The sequence below is a fragment of the Bacteroides sp. GD17 genome, from assembly GCF_038448625.1.
Classification (GTDB): Bacteria; Bacteroidota; Bacteroidia; order Bacteroidales; family Bacteroidaceae; genus Bacteroides.
In genome coordinates this window covers 364,795-381,763 of sequence record NZ_JBCEZS010000002.1, presented here as the reverse complement: position 1 = coordinate 381,763, position 16,969 = coordinate 364,795, and the positions used below count along the sequence as shown (strand labels likewise).

19 protein-coding genes are annotated in these 16,969 nt (G+C 41.1%); all 19 read left to right on the top strand.

Features of this window, described 5'->3' with window-relative positions:
• The first annotated feature begins 141 nt into the window (after positions 1 to 141).
• The 19 genes from tsaD to AAE250_RS04750 all read left to right on the top strand — a co-directional run bounded on the left by tsaD (position 142) and on the right by AAE250_RS04750 (position 16,896).
• Positions 142 to 1,161 carry a tRNA (adenosine(37)-N6)-threonylcarbamoyltransferase complex transferase subunit TsaD gene (tsaD, locus tag AAE250_RS04840; RefSeq protein WP_294597346.1) on the top strand — a complete coding sequence of 340 codons (1,020 nt, stop codon included), beginning with the start codon at positions 142 to 144 and terminating at the stop codon, positions 1,159 to 1,161.
• 30 nt (positions 1,162 to 1,191) lie between these two features.
• The gene (locus AAE250_RS04835; protein WP_294597343.1) at positions 1,192 to 1,659 is read left to right on the top strand and encodes a CinA family protein; all 468 of its coding nucleotides are present in this window, start codon (positions 1,192 to 1,194) and stop codon (positions 1,657 to 1,659) included.
• A 121-nt stretch (positions 1,660 to 1,780) separates the two neighbouring features.
• Positions 1,781 to 2,041 carry a 50S ribosomal protein L28 gene (gene rpmB / locus AAE250_RS04830; protein WP_294597340.1) on the top strand — a complete coding sequence of 87 codons (261 nt, stop codon included), beginning with the start codon at positions 1,781 to 1,783 and terminating at the stop codon, positions 2,039 to 2,041.
• Between the two features lie 22 nt (positions 2,042 to 2,063).
• Positions 2,064 to 2,252 carry a 50S ribosomal protein L33 gene (rpmG, locus tag AAE250_RS04825; protein ID WP_002560155.1) on the top strand — a complete coding sequence of 63 codons (189 nt, stop codon included), beginning with the start codon at positions 2,064 to 2,066 and terminating at the stop codon, positions 2,250 to 2,252.
• Positions 2,253 to 2,266: 14 nt separating this feature from the next.
• A complete protein-coding gene (locus tag AAE250_RS04820) occupies positions 2,267 to 2,425 on the top strand; it encodes a DUF4295 domain-containing protein (protein ID WP_294597338.1) in 159 nt (52 codons plus the stop codon).
• A gap of 160 nt (positions 2,426 to 2,585) precedes the next feature.
• The gene (gene ftsY / locus AAE250_RS04815; protein WP_294597335.1) at positions 2,586 to 3,545 is read left to right on the top strand and encodes a signal recognition particle-docking protein FtsY; all 960 of its coding nucleotides are present in this window, start codon (positions 2,586 to 2,588) and stop codon (positions 3,543 to 3,545) included.
• Positions 3,542 to 4,840 carry a 30S ribosomal protein S12 methylthiotransferase RimO gene (gene rimO, locus AAE250_RS04810; RefSeq protein WP_294597333.1) on the top strand — a complete coding sequence of 433 codons (1,299 nt, stop codon included), beginning with the start codon at positions 3,542 to 3,544 and terminating at the stop codon, positions 4,838 to 4,840. Before ftsY ends, rimO begins: the two co-directional genes overlap by 4 nt.
• Positions 4,841 to 4,919: 79 nt before the next feature.
• Positions 4,920 to 5,192 carry an HU family DNA-binding protein gene (locus AAE250_RS04805; protein ID WP_294597329.1) on the top strand — a complete coding sequence of 91 codons (273 nt, stop codon included), beginning with the start codon at positions 4,920 to 4,922 and terminating at the stop codon, positions 5,190 to 5,192.
• Between the two features lie 25 nt (positions 5,193 to 5,217).
• Complete coding sequence (locus AAE250_RS04800) at positions 5,218 to 6,420, top strand: HU family DNA-binding protein (RefSeq protein ID WP_294597326.1); 1,203 nt, start codon at positions 5,218 to 5,220, stop codon at positions 6,418 to 6,420.
• 193 nt (positions 6,421 to 6,613) lie between these two features.
• Positions 6,614 to 7,609 (top strand): AAA family ATPase, encoded by a 996-nt coding sequence (locus AAE250_RS04795; RefSeq protein ID WP_294597323.1) that lies wholly within the window; start codon positions 6,614 to 6,616, stop codon positions 7,607 to 7,609.
• A 34-nt stretch (positions 7,610 to 7,643) separates the two neighbouring features.
• A complete protein-coding gene (locus tag AAE250_RS04790; protein WP_294597322.1) occupies positions 7,644 to 8,513 on the top strand; it encodes a DUF58 domain-containing protein in 870 nt (289 codons plus the stop codon).
• A 7-nt stretch (positions 8,514 to 8,520) separates the two neighbouring features.
• Positions 8,521 to 9,594 (top strand): hypothetical protein, encoded by a 1,074-nt coding sequence (locus AAE250_RS04785; RefSeq protein ID WP_294597320.1) that lies wholly within the window; start codon positions 8,521 to 8,523, stop codon positions 9,592 to 9,594.
• Positions 9,595 to 9,654: 60 nt separating this feature from the next.
• Positions 9,655 to 10,638 (top strand): vWA domain-containing protein, encoded by a 984-nt coding sequence (locus AAE250_RS04780; protein ID WP_294597318.1) that lies wholly within the window; start codon positions 9,655 to 9,657, stop codon positions 10,636 to 10,638.
• A gap of 44 nt (positions 10,639 to 10,682) precedes the next feature.
• Positions 10,683 to 11,711 carry a VWA domain-containing protein gene (locus AAE250_RS04775; RefSeq protein ID WP_294597315.1) on the top strand — a complete coding sequence of 343 codons (1,029 nt, stop codon included), beginning with the start codon at positions 10,683 to 10,685 and terminating at the stop codon, positions 11,709 to 11,711.
• On the top strand, positions 11,708 to 12,418 hold the full coding sequence (locus AAE250_RS04770) for a tetratricopeptide repeat protein (RefSeq protein ID WP_294597314.1): 711 nt from the start codon (positions 11,708 to 11,710) through the stop codon (positions 12,416 to 12,418). The genes AAE250_RS04775 and AAE250_RS04770 overlap by 4 nt, the downstream gene beginning before the upstream one ends.
• Positions 12,419 to 12,439: 21 nt before the next feature.
• Positions 12,440 to 14,287, top strand: a complete 1,848-nt coding sequence (locus AAE250_RS04765) for a BatD family protein (RefSeq protein WP_294597312.1) — start codon at positions 12,440 to 12,442, stop codon at positions 14,285 to 14,287.
• Positions 14,288 to 14,300: 13 nt separating this feature from the next.
• Entirely contained in the window at positions 14,301 to 15,146 is an 846-nt protein-coding gene (locus tag AAE250_RS04760; protein ID WP_294597311.1) for a tetratricopeptide repeat protein, read from the top strand.
• A 256-nt stretch (positions 15,147 to 15,402) separates the two neighbouring features.
• The gene (locus AAE250_RS04755) at positions 15,403 to 15,684 is read left to right on the top strand and encodes a DNA-binding protein (protein ID WP_294597309.1); all 282 of its coding nucleotides are present in this window, start codon (positions 15,403 to 15,405) and stop codon (positions 15,682 to 15,684) included.
• Between the two features lie 81 nt (positions 15,685 to 15,765).
• Positions 15,766 to 16,896, top strand: a complete 1,131-nt coding sequence (locus tag AAE250_RS04750; protein WP_294597307.1) for a universal stress protein — start codon at positions 15,766 to 15,768, stop codon at positions 16,894 to 16,896.
• Positions 16,897 to 16,969: the final 73 nt, after the last annotated feature.

Sequence of the window (16,969 nt, the reverse complement as noted above, 5' to 3'; positions counted from 1 at the left end):
ACCGAGTACCCAGCGTACTGTTTTTTTCAGCTTTCTGATAGGCGGTTAATTTTTATAATTAGCCAACAAAAATATGAAATAATACGTTATGAATCGTACTTTTATCACTACTTTTGCAGCGTTTAAACGTAAATAAACATTATGAGTACAATAATCTTGGGAATAGAATCCTCTTGTGATGACACTGCTGCTGCTGTCATCAAGGATGGTTATCTGCTTTCGAATGTAGTGTCCAGCCAGGCTGTGCACGAAGCGTACGGTGGTGTAGTACCCGAACTGGCTTCCCGTGCACATCAGCAAAACATAGTCCCGGTGGTGCACGAAGCACTGAAACGTGCCGGAGTGACTAAAGAAGAGTTGAGTGCCGTAGCCTTTACGCGTGGTCCCGGTTTGATGGGATCTTTGTTGGTAGGGGTGTCTTTCGCTAAAGGATTCGCACGATCGTTGGGTATTCCTATGGTGGATGTTAACCACTTGACAGGACATGTATTAGCTCATTTCATTAAAGCAGAAGGTGAGGAGAATGTACAGCCGAATTTCCCGTTCCTTTGCTTATTGGTTTCTGGTGGAAACTCGCAGATTATCCTGGTGAAAGCATACAATGATATGCAGATTCTGGGGCAGACTATTGATGATGCTGCCGGTGAAGCTATTGATAAATGTTCCAAGGTGATGGGATTGGGGTATCCCGGTGGCCCGATTATAGATAAACTGGCCCGGCAAGGTAATCCGAAGGCGTTTACATTCAGTAAGCCGCATATTCCCGGATTGGATTATAGTTTCAGCGGACTGAAGACTTCGTTTCTTTATTCTCTGCGCGACTGGATGAAAGAAGATCCCGATTTCATCGAACATCATAAGGTAGACTTGGCAGCTTCATTGGAAGCTACTGTTGTGGACATTCTGATGGATAAACTTCGTAAGGCTGCGAAAGAATATAAGATTAAGGAGGTGGCAGTGGCCGGAGGTGTTTCTGCCAATAATGGTTTGCGCAATGCGTTCCGTGAACATGCAGAGAAGTACGGCTGGAATATTTTTATTCCGAAATTCAGCTATACAACGGATAATGCTGCCATGATTGCCATTACGGGCTACTTCAAGTATCTGGATAAGGATTTCTGTCCGATAGATGCGCCGGCCTATTCGCGCGTTACTTTGTAAAATATAGATATACATTATATATAATAAGGTATGAAATTGGAAGAGGAGATAGGCGAACTGCTGAAAGCGAAGAATTTGTCCCTTTCCACCGCAGAAAGTTGTACGGGTGGAGGGATTGCTGCTCTGATAACTTCCATTCCCGGTAGTTCGGAATATTTTAACGGCGGTATTGTGGCTTACTCTAATGAAGTGAAGATGTCTTTACTGCATGTTTCTGCCGAAACGCTGGAGAAGCATGGGGCTGTGAGCCGCGAAACGGTGACGGAAATGGTGAAAGGTGCGATGAAAACGCTGAAAACAGATTGCGCGGTTGCTACCTCGGGTATTGCAGGTCCCGGAGGGGGTACTCCGGAAAAGCCGGTGGGTACTGTTTGGATAGCCGCTGCCTATAAAAATGAAATTGTTACAATGAAGCAGGAAGGAGACTGTGGAAGAGCCGGAAATGTGGAGAAAGCGATTCAGAACGCTCTTTCGATGCTTTATGACAGGTTGAAATGAGGAAAAATTGCTATTATACAGTGAATTATTTTAAGAAAAACTTGTTTGGTAACGATAAAAGTGCTTACTTTGCGCTCTGTTTGAAATAAGTATAGAAGAAAACTATAAAATAAAGATAGAAATGTCAAAGATTTGTCAAATTACCGGAAAGAAGGCCATGATTGGCAACAATGTTTCACACTCAAATCATAGAACAAAAAGAACTTTTGATTTGAACTTGTTTAACAAGAAGTTCTACTATGTAGAGCAGGATTGCTGGATCAGCCTTAGCATTTGCGCTAATGGTCTGCGCATTATTAATAAGAAAGGACTGGACGCTGCTTTAAAAGATGCAGTAGCTAAAGGTTATTGTGATTGGAAAAGCATTAAAGTTATTGGCTAAAAAGTAGAGGAGAATACTGATTATGGCAAAGAAAGCAAAAGGTAACAGAGTACAGGTGATTCTGGAATGCACAGAACACAAGGATAGCGGTATGCCGGGAACTTCTCGTTATATTACGACGAAGAACAGAAAGAACACTACCGAGAGATTGGAGTTGAAGAAATACAACCCGATTCTGAAGAGAGTAACAGTACATAAGGAAATTAAATAATAAGAGTATAACCCATGGCAAAGAAAACAGTAGCAAGTTTGCACGAAGGTTCTAAGGAAGGTCGTGCTTATACGAAGGTTATCAAGATGGTTAAGTCTCCGAAGACGGGTGCTTACATGTTTGATGAACAAATGGTTCCTAACGAAAAAGTACAAGACTTTTTCAAGAAATAAGATGAATGCAGTAGCCTGTAAGGCGCTGAAAACTCATAAAGATCCCCTTATCGGTATATCCGGCAAGGGGATTTCTTTTTATAAAAGAGGACAAAGTTTTTATTATTCATTAGTTTTGCATTATCTTTGTGGCATAATGTATTGTACTAACAATTAGAGTATGGGATTTTTTAGTTTTTTCTCCAAGGAAAAGAAGGAAACATTAGATAAAGGATTATCTAAGACCAAGGAAAGTGTGTTCGGAAAGATAGCTCGTGCCGTAGCTGGAAAGTCGAAAGTCGATGACGAAGTTCTGGATAATCTGGAAGAAGTCTTGATTACTTCGGATGTAGGCGTGGAAACTACGTTGAAAATAATTGAACGTATAGAAAAACGTGCTGCTGCCGAAAAATATATGAATGCGCAGGAACTGAACAAGATTTTGCGCGATGAAATCGCTGCTTTACTCACGGAAAACAATTCGGACGATGTAGATGATTTTGAAGCTCCTATAACGAAAAAACCATACGTGATTATGGTGGTTGGCGTGAATGGCGTGGGAAAGACAACTACGATTGGTAAGCTGGCTTATCAGTTCAAAAAGGCGGGTAAATCTGTTTATCTGGGTGCTGCCGATACATTCCGTGCAGCTGCTGTAGAGCAGTTGGTGATTTGGGGCGAACGGGTAGGAGTGCCCGTTGTGAAGCAGAAGATGGGGGCTGATCCTGCATCTGTTGCTTTTGACGCTTTGAGTTCTGCTGTTGCCAATCAAGCAGATGTAGTGATTATCGATACGGCAGGACGTCTTCATAATAAGGTGGGCTTGATGAATGAGCTGACCAAAATTAAGAATGTAATGAAGAAGGTTGTGCCGGATGCGCCGAATGAGGTCTTGCTTGTACTGGACGGCTCTACCGGACAAAATGCATTTGAGCAGGCTAAACAGTTTACGCTGGCAACGGAAGTTACGGCAATGGCCGTTACCAAGTTGGATGGAACAGCGAAAGGTGGCGTAGTCATCGGCATTTCCGATCAGTTTAAGATCCCGGTTAAGTATATCGGTTTGGGTGAGGGTATGGAAGATTTGCAGGTATTCCGCAAAAAGGAGTTTGTTGATTCACTGTTTGGGGAGAATGCATGAGACGGAAGACTATCGACATTATAACTTTAGGCTGTTCTAAGAATTTAGTGGATTCGGAGCATTTGATGCGCCAGTTGGAGGAAGTCGGTTTTCATGTGACGCATGATGCTGAACATCCGAAAGGGCAGATTGCAGTTATCAATACCTGCGGTTTCATCGGTGATGCTAAAGAGGAATCTATCAATATGATTCTGGAATTTGCACAGGCAAAGGAGGAAGGTGATTTAGAAAAACTGTATGTGATGGGCTGTCTTTCGGAACGCTATCTGAAGGAATTGGCCATTGAAATACCACAAGTGGATAAATTCTATGGTAAATTCAATTGGAAAGAATTGCTGCAGGATTTGGGTAAAGCTTATCATGATGAGCTTCATATAGAACGTACACTGACTACTCCTAAGCATTATGCTTATCTGAAAATCTCGGAAGGTTGCGACCGGAAATGCTCTTATTGTGCTATTCCCATCATAACGGGGCGGCATGTGTCGCGTCCGATGGAAGAAATCGTAGATGAAGTGAAGTACTTGGTAGCCCGTGGCGTTAAGGAGTTTCAAGTCATAGCACAGGAATTGACCTATTATGGAGTGGATTTATATAAGAAGCAAATGTTGCCTGAGCTTATTGAATGTATTTCTGATATTCCCGGCGTGGAATGGATACGACTTCATTATGCATATCCGGCACATTTTCCGGTAGATCTGTTCCGCGTGATGCGTGAGCGACCCAATGTTTGTAAGTATATGGATATTGCTTTGCAGCATATCAGTGACAATATGCTGCAACAGATGCGACGTCATGTATCAAAAGCTGAGACTTATCAACTAATAGAGCAGTTCCGCAAGGAAGTGCCCGGCATTCATCTTCGCACTACGCTTATGGTGGGGCATCCCGGAGAAACTGAAGCTGATTTTGAGGAGTTGAAGGAGTTTGTTCGCAAGGTGCGTTTCGATAGAATGGGCGCTTTTGCTTATTCCGAAGAGGAAGGTACGTATGCGGCGGCACAATATGAGGATATTATTCCACAGGAAGTGAAGCAGGCACGCCTGGATGAGCTGATGTCTATTCAGCAAGGTATTTCGGCAGAACTGAGTGCCATGAAAGTGGGGAAGCGTATGAAAGTAATCATTGACCGTATAGAAGGAGATTACTATGTGGGGCGTACTGAATTCGATTCGCCCGAAGTAGATCCGGAAGTGTTGATAGCGTGCGGGGATGAAACACTGCATATAGGTAACTTTTACCAGGTAGAGATAGTAAATTCCGATGATTTCGACCTTTTTGGACGGATTATTTAAAGATTTTTCCCGAACTTCTTGTATATGTGGAGAAGATTTGCTAATATAGCACCGTAGTTCCATTTTAAAAGCTTGTATTTTGAATAACAAAGAGTTTACTTCTGAGTTGTCACGGAGGTTAGGGTATACTTTAAAGGATACCTCTGAACTGATTGCCTCTTTGTTGTCGGAGATGACACGGCAGTTGGAGGATGGAAACGCTATTTCCGTACAGAACTTTGGTACATTCGAAGTGAAGAAGAAGGCAGAACGTATTTCTGTGAGTCCGACAACAAAGCAGCGTATGCTGGTACCTCCTAAATTGGTGCTAACTTATAAACCCAGCACATCGTTGAAAGATAAGTTTAAGTAATTCCTCGATTAAATGCTCCCATATTATGAATGAAAAAATGAATATACAAGATTTGATCGACATGCTTGCTGAGAAGCATGGTATGAGCAAAAAGAATGCAGAAAGCTTTACGAAGGAATTTTTCCAGCTGATTGAAGAGGCGTTGGAAAAGGACAAGTATGTGAAGATAAAAGGACTGGGTACTTTCAAACTGATTGATGTGGAGAGCCGTGAAAGTGTCAACGTAAATACGGGAGAAAGATTTCAGATACAAGGTCATACAAAGGTCTCTTTTACACCGGAGCCAACCTTGAAGGATATTATCAACAAACCTTTTTCGCATTTTGAGACGGTTGTTCTAAATGATGATACCGTACTCGAAGATACTCCATTGGAGAATGATAATGAGGAAGATGAGGAAGCTGATTCAAAAGTTTCGGAAACGAAAGGACAAGAGTTGGTTGTAGAAACTGTCAGCGAGGAGGTAATAGCTGCACCTGAGGAAGCAATGCCTTCAGAGCAAGAGAATAATACGAAAGAGGAAATGCCGGAATCGGAAGAAGCGGTAGTTGATGTGCCTGTAACATCAACTCCTGAAACTGTTATCGAAAAAGAGAGCAAGAATGAGCCTGTGAGTGCTGTAGATAGGGTTGCTCTGAAGCTCGAGCAACAAGCATCGGAGGTGAAAGAACCTGTGGATTCTTCTGCTATGAAGTATTTTATCGGTATCGTTGTTTTTGTTGTGCTGTTATGTGGTGGAGCTGTGGCCTTTATGTATTATCCTGATTTACTTGATAAACTGACGACAAAGCAGCCTGCGGAGGAAGTTGCTGATTCTGGTACAAATGAACCGATTGAAAAGAATGAGACTGCTTTGATGGATAGTGTTATTGCTGAAGATGTTATAGAGCCGGTTAAGGTGGATACGGTAGCTGAAACCCTTGCCGCGGTTGCTCCTCCTCAAGAAACTCCGAAAGAAGTTGTGCCGAAACCTGCGTATAAAGAAGAACAAAAGAAACCTGCTGCAGCGCCGTTTGAACCGGATTCTGTAGATTATACAATTGTCGGAACAGAAACGACCTATACTATAAAGGAAGGGGAGACGTTGACCAAAGTAGCGCTTCGTTTTTATGGTACAAAGGCTTTGTGGCCTTATCTTGTAAAGCATAATCCGGATGTAATCAAGAATCCCGATAATGTACCTTATGGCACTACCATCAAGATACCAAAATTAGCAAAGAAGCAGTAAAAAATTACTGCTTCTTTTTTTGTTAAATACTAAACTCTATGAAAGTAGTTTAATCTAAAGGTTTCACATTGTTTTTTAATAAAAATTAGTTGGTATGGTTAATTTATTCCCGTACTTTTGGGAGCGAAAAAAATAATTACCGGTGCAAAACCGGATAAATGAGGAAATTAAACATTAAAAAATAGATTGATTTATGGCTGAAACAATTGACATCCGCGAGCTGAACGAGCGGATTGAAAGACAAAGTGCTTTCGTTACCAATCTTTCCACAGGTATGGACCAGGTCATAGTAGGACAAAAACACCTGGTAGAGTCGTTGTTAATTGGTTTGTTGTCCGATGGACACGTGTTGCTGGAAGGTGTGCCCGGTTTGGCAAAGACCTTAGCTATCAAGACGCTGGCTTCATTGATTGATGCGCAGTACAGTCGTATCCAGTTTACACCCGACTTGTTGCCTGCCGACGTTATCGGTACAATGGTTTACAGTCAGAAAGACGAAACGTTCCAAGTTAAGAAAGGTCCGGTTTTTGCTAATTTTGTTTTGGCAGATGAAATTAACCGTGCTCCGGCCAAAGTACAAAGTGCTTTGCTGGAAGCCATGCAGGAACGCCAAGTGACCATCGGCAAGGAGACTTTCAAGTTACCCGAACCCTTCTTGGTGCTTGCTACACAGAATCCGATCGAACAGGAAGGTACTTATCCGCTGCCTGAAGCTCAAGTTGACCGTTTCATGCTGAAGGTAGTTATTGATTATCCGAAACAGGAAGAAGAGAAACTGATTATTCGCCAGAACATTAATGGTGATAAATTCAATGTGAAGCCTATTTTGAAAGCAGATGAAATCCTCGAAGCGCGTAAGGTAGTTCGTCAGGTTTATCTGGATGAAAAGATTGAAAAATATATTGTTGATATCGTATTTGCTACGCGTTATCCGGATAAATATGACCTGAAGGAGCTGAAAGATATGATCGGTTTTGGTGGTTCGCCCCGTGCTTCTATCAATCTTGCATTGGCTGCGCGCAGTTATGCTTTCATCAAGCGTCGTGGTTACGTTATTCCCGAAGATGTACGCGCTGTGGCACACGATGTATTGCGCCACCGCATCGGCTTGACTTATGAAGCTGAAGCCAGCAATATGACTTCGGATGAAATCATCAGCAAGATATTGAATAAGGTAGAAGTACCTTAATATAAAGAGAGAATAGGATTATTCATATATATCAATGGAAACAACTGATTTATTAAAGAAAGTCCGTCAGATTGAAATAAAGACGCGCGGATTATCCAATAATATCTTTGCAGGGCAGTATCACTCGGCCTTCAAAGGTAGAGGTATGGCATTTTCCGAAGTGCGCGAATATCAGTTTGGCGATGATATACGTGACATTGACTGGAATGTGACTGCACGCTTCAACAAACCTTACGTTAAAGTGTTTGAAGAAGAGCGCGAACTGACCGTGATGTTGCTGGTCGATGTTTCCGGTAGTTTGGAATTCGGTACGATAAAGCAGATGAAGAAAGATATGGTAACGGAGATAGCTGCAACGTTGGCTTTTTCTGCTATTCAGAACAATGATAAAATCGGCGTCATCTTCTTTTCAGACCGGATTGAGAAGTTTATCCCGCCTAAGAAAGGGCGCAAGCATATACTCTACATCATCCGTGAGTTGATAGACTTTCATGCGGAAAGCCGCAGAACCAATATCCGCCTTGGATTGGAGTATCTGACGAACGTAATGAAGCGTCGTTGTACTGCTTTTGTCTTGTCGGACTTTATCGATCAGGAGAGCTTCAAGAATGCGATGACCATTGCCAACCGCAAGCATGATGTGGTTGCGATTCAAGTGTATGATCGTCGTGTGGAAGATTTGCCTGCTGTAGGTTTGATGAAGATAAAAGATGCGGAAACGGGGCATGAGCAGTGGATTGATACTTCTTCACGTGCCGTACGCTGTGCCCACCATGACTGGTGGATAAACAAGCAGGTGGAACTGAACGAAACGTTTACCAAGAGCAATGTCGATAATGTGTCGGTACGTACAGACCAAGACTATGTGAAGGCATTGATGAATTTGTTTGCGAAACGAAATTAATCGGAAAATGAAAAGATATTTATTTCTGATAACACTGTTAGTAGCATTGACGGGTAGGGCAGTTGCCCAGTCGGTGACGGTAGATGCAACTATCGACTCTTTGCAAATCCTGATTGGAGAGCAAGCGAAAATCAAGCTTCAGGTAGCGCTGGATGCCGATAAGCGTGCAATATTTCCAGCCTATACTGATACGTTGGTACGTGGGGTGGAGATTATAGATATAGCCAAACCGGATACACAAATGCTGAATGATGGCAGACGTTCACTGATAACGCAAGAGTACACCATTACCTCTTTTGATTCAGCGCTCTATTATCTGCCACCGATGGAGGTGCTTGTGGACAACAAGCCTTATCGTTCCAAGGCATTGGCCTTAAAAGTGTATTCTATGCCGGTAGATACCTTGCATCCTGACCAGTTCTTTGGTCCGAAAACAGTGATGCAGGCACCTTTTGCGTGGGAGGATTGGTATGTTGCTATTGCATGCATATTGTTGTTTGTGCCTTTCCTCTTGTTGTTGATTTATCTTGTGAAGCGCATTCGCGATAACAAGCCGATTATCCGCAAGGTGAAAGTAGAACCGAAGCTACCGCCGCATCAATTGGCAATGCAGGAAATTGAGCGTATTAAAAACGAGAAGGTTTGGCAGAAGGGACAACCGAAGGAGTATTATACAGAATTAACGGATGCTATTCGTACTTATATTAAAGATCGTTTTGGCTTCAATGCTTTAGAAATGACTTCTTCTGAAATAATTGATAAGCTGCTGGAAATGAAAGATAAAGAAGCTATATCAGACTTGCGTGGCTTGTTCCAGACCGCTGATTTAGTGAAGTTTGCCAAGCATAATCCGATGATGAATGAAAATGATGCCAATTTGATTAATGCTATTGACTTCATCAACGAAACAAAAGAGAAAGAAGATGAGAATGCCAAGCCGCAACCAACTGAAATAACCATTATAGAGAAACGTTCCTTGCGTACAAAAATATTGCTTGGTGCTGGGATTGTATTGCTGGCTGCCGCTCTTATCGGTTCGCTGATATATATAGGCTTGGAGTTGTACAATTACTTTGCCTGATGGCATTGCATTGAAGAGAGACTCTGATCGTAAATCGTAAATTGTAAAATTGTAAATATCATGGTTTTTGCCAATATTGAATATTTATTTTTGCTGCTGTTGCTTATACCTTATATAGTATGGTATATCATGAAACGGAAGAATAGTGAGGCAACGCTTCAGATTTCGGACGCTCGTGTGTATGCCCATACTCCGAAAAGTTATAAGAACTACTTGCTGCATGCGCCGTTTGTGTTGCGGATAATTGCTCTGATATTGCTTATCCTTGTTTTGGCGCGTCCGCAAACTACCAATAGCTGGCAGAACAGTGAGATTGAAGGTATCGACATTATGCTCGCAATGGACGTTTCTACGAGTATGCTCGCCGAAGACTTGAAACCCAATCGTCTGGAAGCTGCCAAAGATGTAGCTGCTGAATTTATCAATGGACGTCCGAATGATAATATCGGCATAACTTTGTTTGCCGGAGAGAGTTTTACCCAATGTCCGCTTACAGTGGACCATGCTGTACTACTGAACTTGCTGAAGGATATGAAGTGTGGACTGGTGGAAGACGGAACAGCGATAGGTATGGGAATTGCCAATGCGGTTACCCGTTTAAAGGATAGCAAGGCAAAGTCTAAAGTCATTATTCTGCTGACGGATGGTGTCAACAATAAAGGCGATATTTCTCCTTTGACAGCGGCTGAAATAGCCAAAAGTTTCGGCATTCGTGTTTATACTATCGGTGTAGGAACCAATGGTATGGCGCCTTATCCTTATCCGGTAGGCGGAACTGTGCAATACGTCAATATGCCGGTTGAGATTGATGAAAAGACCTTGACGCAGATTGCCGGAACAACGGATGGTAACTACTTCCGTGCTACCAGCAATTCCAAATTGAAAGAGGTGTACGAAGAGATCGACAAACTGGAGAAAACAAAACTGAACGTGAAGGAATACAGTAAACGCCAAGAAGAATATCGTTGGTTTGCATTGGCGGCTTTCTTGTGCGTGTTGCTGGAAGTTTTGTTGCGTAATTCTATATTGAAGAAGATACCGTAACCGGAAGTAATGTAAATTGTAAATCGTAAAATTGTAAATAGAAGATGTTTCGATTTGAAGAACCTGCATATTTGTACTTGTTGTTGCTGTTGCCTTTCTTGGCAGCCTTCTACTTGTACTCCAATTATCGGAGACGGAAAGCCATCCGTAAATTTGGTGACCCGGTACTGATGGCACAGTTGATGCCGGATGTTTCCAAATATCGCCCGGATGTAAAGTTCTGGCTGGTATTTGCAGCTATCGGATTATTCGCTGTATTGCTGGCGCGCCCGCAATTTGGCTCTAAACTTGAGACGGTAAAGCGTCAAGGAGTGGAAGTTATGATAGCATTGGATATTTCTAATTCTATGTTGGCACAAGATGTGCAGCCCAGCCGCCTGGCAAAAGCTAAACGATTGGTTGCACAATTGGTTGACAAAATGCAGAACGATAAAGTTGGTATGATTGTTTTTGCAGGTGATGCGTTTACGCAGTTGCCGATTACGAACGATTATATTTCTGCCAAGATGTTTTTGGAATCCATTGATCCCTCATTAATATCAAAGCAAGGTACGGCCATTGGTGCTGCCATAAACTTGGCCGCCCGTAGTTTTACGCCACAAGAGGGAGTAGGGCGTGCTGTTATTGTCATCACTGATGGTGAAAACCATGAAGGTGGTGCTGTAGAAGCTGCTAAAGCAGCTGCAGAGAAGGGCATTCAAGTTAATGTATTAGGAGTTGGTATGCCTGATGGAGCGCCTATTCCGGTAGAAGGTACCAATGATTACCGCCGTGACCGTGATGGTAATGTCATTGTTACCCGTCTCAATGAGGAAATGTGCCAGGAAATAGCTAAAGCAGGAAATGGTATCTATGTGCGCGTTGATAACACTAACAATGCTCAAAAGGCAATCAGCCAGGAAATCAATAAGATGGCGAAAGCAGATGTGGAGACGCAGGTTTATACGGAATTCAATGAGCAGTTCCAGGCAATAGCATGGATTATTTTGCTGTTACTGTTGGCGGAAATGTTGATATTGGAACGTAAAAATCCTCTGTTCCGCAACATTCATTTGTTCTCTAATAAGAAATGATGCGTATGTTACAGAAAAAGTATATTGGAATGGTTTTGCTGTTACTCGTAGCAGTTTCAGCTTCTGCCCAGAAAGCAGAACGCGATTTTATCCGTAAGGGAAACCGCTTTTTCAAGGATAGTGTATATGTAAATGCAGAAGTAAACTACCGGAAGGCTCTGGAGGCAAATCCGAAGTCTACAATTTCCATGTTTAATCTGGGAAATACGCTGATGCAGCAGAATAAAGCGAAAGAGGCTATGGAGCAATACGTGGGAGCTACGAAGGTAGAGAAAGATAAATCAAATCTGGCACAGATATATCATAATATGGGAGTCATTTTTCACTCGCAGAAAGACTATGCAAAGGCGGTGGAAGCCTATAAAGAGTCGTTGCGTAATAATCCGAAAGATGATGAAACACGTTATAATCTTGCATTGGCTCAGAAGATGTTGAAAGACCAACAACAACAGAATCAAGACCAAAATCAAGATCAGAACAAGCAAGATCAACAAAAAGACCAGGACAAGCAAGATCAGAATAAGGATCAGCAGCAGAATCAAGACCAGCAACAGCAACCTTCTCAGCCTGAAAAGAAAGACAATGAGATGTCCAAAGAGAATGCAGAGCAACTTTTGAACTCGGTGATGCAGGATGAAAAGGATGTACAGGATAAAGTGAAGAAGCAACAAGTACTCCAAGGACGTCGTCTGGAAAAGGATTGGTAACAAACATAATAGGAATAGTATATGAGAAAAATAGTTTTCTTATGGATAGCGCTGATAGCAGTCAGCATAAATGCTTTTGCCGATGGCAAGGTCTCATTTACTGCGTCTGCTCCTGATGCTGTGGCGGTAGGCGATCAGTTCAGACTGTCGTATACAGTGACTACACAGAAGGTGAGAGACTTTAGAGCCCCTTCTATCAAAGGATTTGATGTGTTGATGGGACCCAGTCGTTCGCAACAAAGCAGTGTACAGATAATTAATGGGCAGACTACTTCGACCAGCAGTATTACATTTACCTACATTTTGATGGCTACTACAGAAGGTAGCTTTACCATTCCGGGTGCTACTATTACAGCCGATGGTAATCAAATGGTTTCTAACTCTGTGCAGGTCAAGGTGCTACCGGCCGATCAGGCTGCGAATGGAGCTTCTTCCGGGAATGGAGGTAAGCAAAGTGGTGGAACTACTAGTCAGGCATCTTCCGGGACATCTGTTTCGAATACCGATTTGTTTATTACTGCCACTGCCAGTAAAACTACTGTGTATGAGCAAGAGGCTTTTCTGCTCACATATAAGATATATACTTTGGTTGATTTGCGCTCGTTTGATAATGTGAAGTTACCCGATTTCAAAGGCTTTCATTCACAGGAGGTAGAACTTCCCAATGACAGAAGATGGGGTCTGGAACACTATAAAGGTCGAAATTATCAATCTACTATTTATCGCCAGTTTGTATTATTTCCCCAACAGTCCGGTAAGTTGACGATTGATGCTGCCCGTTTTGATGCTTCTATAGCAAAAGCTACTCAGGTTTCTGATCCATTTGAAGCATTCTTTAATGGTGGTAGTAATTATGTAGAAGTTAAAAAGACGATATTGACTCCTCAATTGACTATTGATGTGAAACCATTACCTGCTGGTAAACCTACTGATTTTTCAGGTGGAGTGGGAGAGTTCAACATCACATCTTCTATCAATAGCACGAATGTAAAGACGAACGACGCCGTGACATTGAAACTCGTAATCTCCGGTACCGGTAATTTGAAATTGATTTCTAATCCTGAAATAAAGTTTCCGGAAGACTTTGAAGTTTATGATCCGAAGGTGGATAATAAGTTCCGTCTGACAAATGCAGGACTTTCGGGCAGTAAAGTCATTGAATATTTGGCTATTCCGCGAAATGCAGGAACCTATAAAATCCCTGCTGTGAAGTTCAGCTATTTTGATATTAATTCTCAATCGTACAAGACGCTGACTACGGAAGAGTATGAATTGCATGTAGAAAAGGGGGCAGGTAATGCTGCTCAAACCATTGCAAACTTCACGAATAAGGAAGATTTGAAAGTTTTGAATGAAGATATCCGGTATATCAAGCAAAATGATGTGACACTTTCTCAGAAAGGGGATTTCTTCTTTGGATCATTAATATATTGGTTGCTTTACTTAATCCCTGGCATTGCGTTCATTATATTCTTTATCGTATATCGTAAGCAGATAGCTGCCAATGCAAATGTTGCGAAGATGCGTACGAAAAAGGCTAATAAGGTTGCCGTGAAACGTATGAAGCAAGCAGGTAAGTTGTTGGCAGATAATAAAAAAGATGCATTCTATGACGAAGTATTGAAGGCTCTCTGGGGGTATATCAGTGATAAACTTAATATTCCGGTTTCTCGTCTGTCTAAAGATAATATCGAAGAGGAACTTCGTAATTATGGTGTTGGGGATGCACTGATAAAGGAATTCCTTGATGCATTGAACAATTGTGAGTTTGCCCGTTTTGCTCCGGGAGATGATAACCAGGCTATGGATAAGGTTTATTCTGCTGCATTAGAGGTTATCAGTAAAATGGAAAACTCGATAAAACATTAATTAGGAGGGCATAATGATGAAAAAAATATTATTTCTTACCCTTAGTCTGGTGTTAACAATAACAACTGCTTATGGACAGGACTCTACAGTCGCGGATACATTGCAAGCAGCTAACGATTCTACGTCCGTTGGTTCGTCTGCTGAATTTTCGGCTGCCAGGCAAGAACGTAATGTGACAAAGGCTGAAGGTGATAGTGCTTATATGCGGAATGATTATGCTTCTGCAATTCAAATTTATGAGAACCTATTAAAAAAAGGTGAGGCCGCAGAAGTGTATTATAACCTTGGGAATAGCTATTATAAAGCGGACGACATTGCAAAAGCAATTTTGAACTATGAACGTGCTTTATTATTGCAGCCTGGTAACGCCGATATCCGTGCTAATTTGGAAGTAGCACGTTCTAAAACTATTGATAAGGTTGTTCCGGTTCCTGAAATATTCTTTGTGTCATGGACTAAATCGTTAATTAATAGCCTCAGTGTGGATGCTTGGGCAAAGTTAGGAGTGGTATTCTTTATATTACTGCTCGTTTCTCTCTATTTGTTTTTCTTTTCTAAACAGATTGTAGGAAAGAAAGCCGGCTTCATTGCAGGGATTGTATTTCTGATCTTTGTGGTTCTGAGCAATGTTTTTGCAGCACAACAAAAGAAGGAATTGGTGGATCGTAATGAAGCTATAGTATTGTCTCCCAGTGTTACAGTACGTAGTACTCCGAGTGAAAGCGGCACAAGCTTATTTATTCTGCATGAAGGACGCAAAGTTGAGATAAAGGATAATTCCATGCGCGAGTGGAAAGAAATCCGTTTAGAAGATGGTAAAGTAGGGTGGGTACCTGCTTCCACGATAGAAGTGATTTAAATTGTAAGGTCTTCTATAATAGCTCGTATTAAGCGAATTTATTTTGTCTTATACGAGCTATTTTTATACCTGTTTTTTTAGGTTCCTTACAGTTCTTTGTTTGGATAGAATTTGAAAAAAGGTTATTCAATTGTCTATTTTTCTTAGTGGTAATATTCTTTTTGAAAAAAGATAAAGAAATAATTTGTTTTATCTTTTTTTTTCCTTAAGTTTATAGCGTGATAATAAAAAACACAGAGTATTAACCATTAAATTTATGAATATGAGAACAATAACATTTAATGAACTTCGTAAGATTAAAGACTCATTGCCCAGCGGTAGTATGCATAGAATAGCTGATGAACTTGGACTAAATGTTGACACAGTACGAAATTTCTTTGGTGGACATAATTTTAAAGAAGGAAAATGTGTGGGGATTCATTTAGAGCCAGGGCCTGATGGCGGTTTGGTTATGATTGATGATACTACTGTTTTAGACCGAGCTTTAAAAATTTTAGATGAAATGGCAGGCGAAACTGTAGAATCCGTTCGGGCTTAAGAAAAGAAAGTAAAATAGAATCCCAATTGCTGACAAACAATTGGGATTTCTTATTTGTTTAAATCTTAAAATCAATGACGTATGGAAGATAAATTAGTAACATTAGCGATTCTGACGTACGCGAAAGCGCAGATACTGAAGAATGTACTTGAAAATGAAGGTATTGATACCTATATCCACAATGTAAATCAGATACAGCCGGTTGTGTCTTCCGGTGTGCGTGTGCGTATAAAAGAAAGTGATTTGCCCCATGCTTTGAAAATTACTGAAAGTTCTGCATGGTTATCTGAAGAAGTAGTAGGAGGGAAGCCACCCAAAATAAAGGAAGTAAGCAATAAAGTCCTGATTCCGGTAGATTTCTCTAATTATTCTCTGAGAGCATGCGAATTTGGTTTCAATTTTGCTCAGAATATAGGAGCAGAAGTTGTATTACTGCATGTTTATTTTACTCCTATATATGCAACTTCTTTGCCGTATGGAGATGTTTTCAACTATCAATTAAGTGATGAAGAGAATGTTAGGAATATCTTACAGAAAGTACACTCTGACTTAAATGCTTTATCTGATAAAGTAAAAGAAAAAGTGGCTTCAGGAGAATTTCCGGATGTGAAATATACCTGTGTGCTTCGTGAAGGCATTCCTGAAGAAGAAGTTTTGCGCTATGCCAAAGAGTATCGTCCGCGCATAATCATAATGGGGACACGTGGTAAAAATCAGAAGGACATAGATTTAATCGGCAGTGTTACTGCTGAAGTTATTGAACGTAGTCGCGTACCAGTGTTAGCTATCCCGGAAAATACTCCGTTTAAGCAGTTTGCTGAAGCCAGGCGCATTGCATTTATCACCAACTTTGATCAACGCGATTTGATTGCTTTTGACTCACTAATTAGTAATTTGAAGCCATTTAAATTCTCTGTATCTTTTATTCATCTTGCTGATGTACAAGATACTTGGAATGAAATTAAATTAGCTGGTATCAAGGAATATTTTCAGAAACAATATCCGCAATTAGAAATACATTATGATGTCGTGAAGAATGATGACTTTTTGAATAGTCTGGATAATTATATTAAGAGCAATCATATTGATATTATTACATTAACTTCATATAAGAGAAATATATTTTCCCGTTTGTTTAATCCAGGCATTGCCAGGAAAATGATTTTCCATTCTGATACACCGTTATTGGTGATTTACGGGCGTCCAAGCTAATTGGAATTTCCTGAGTTGTCGCGATGTAATCAACGTTATGTTTAATATATAATGCGATTATTCAAAATTCCCC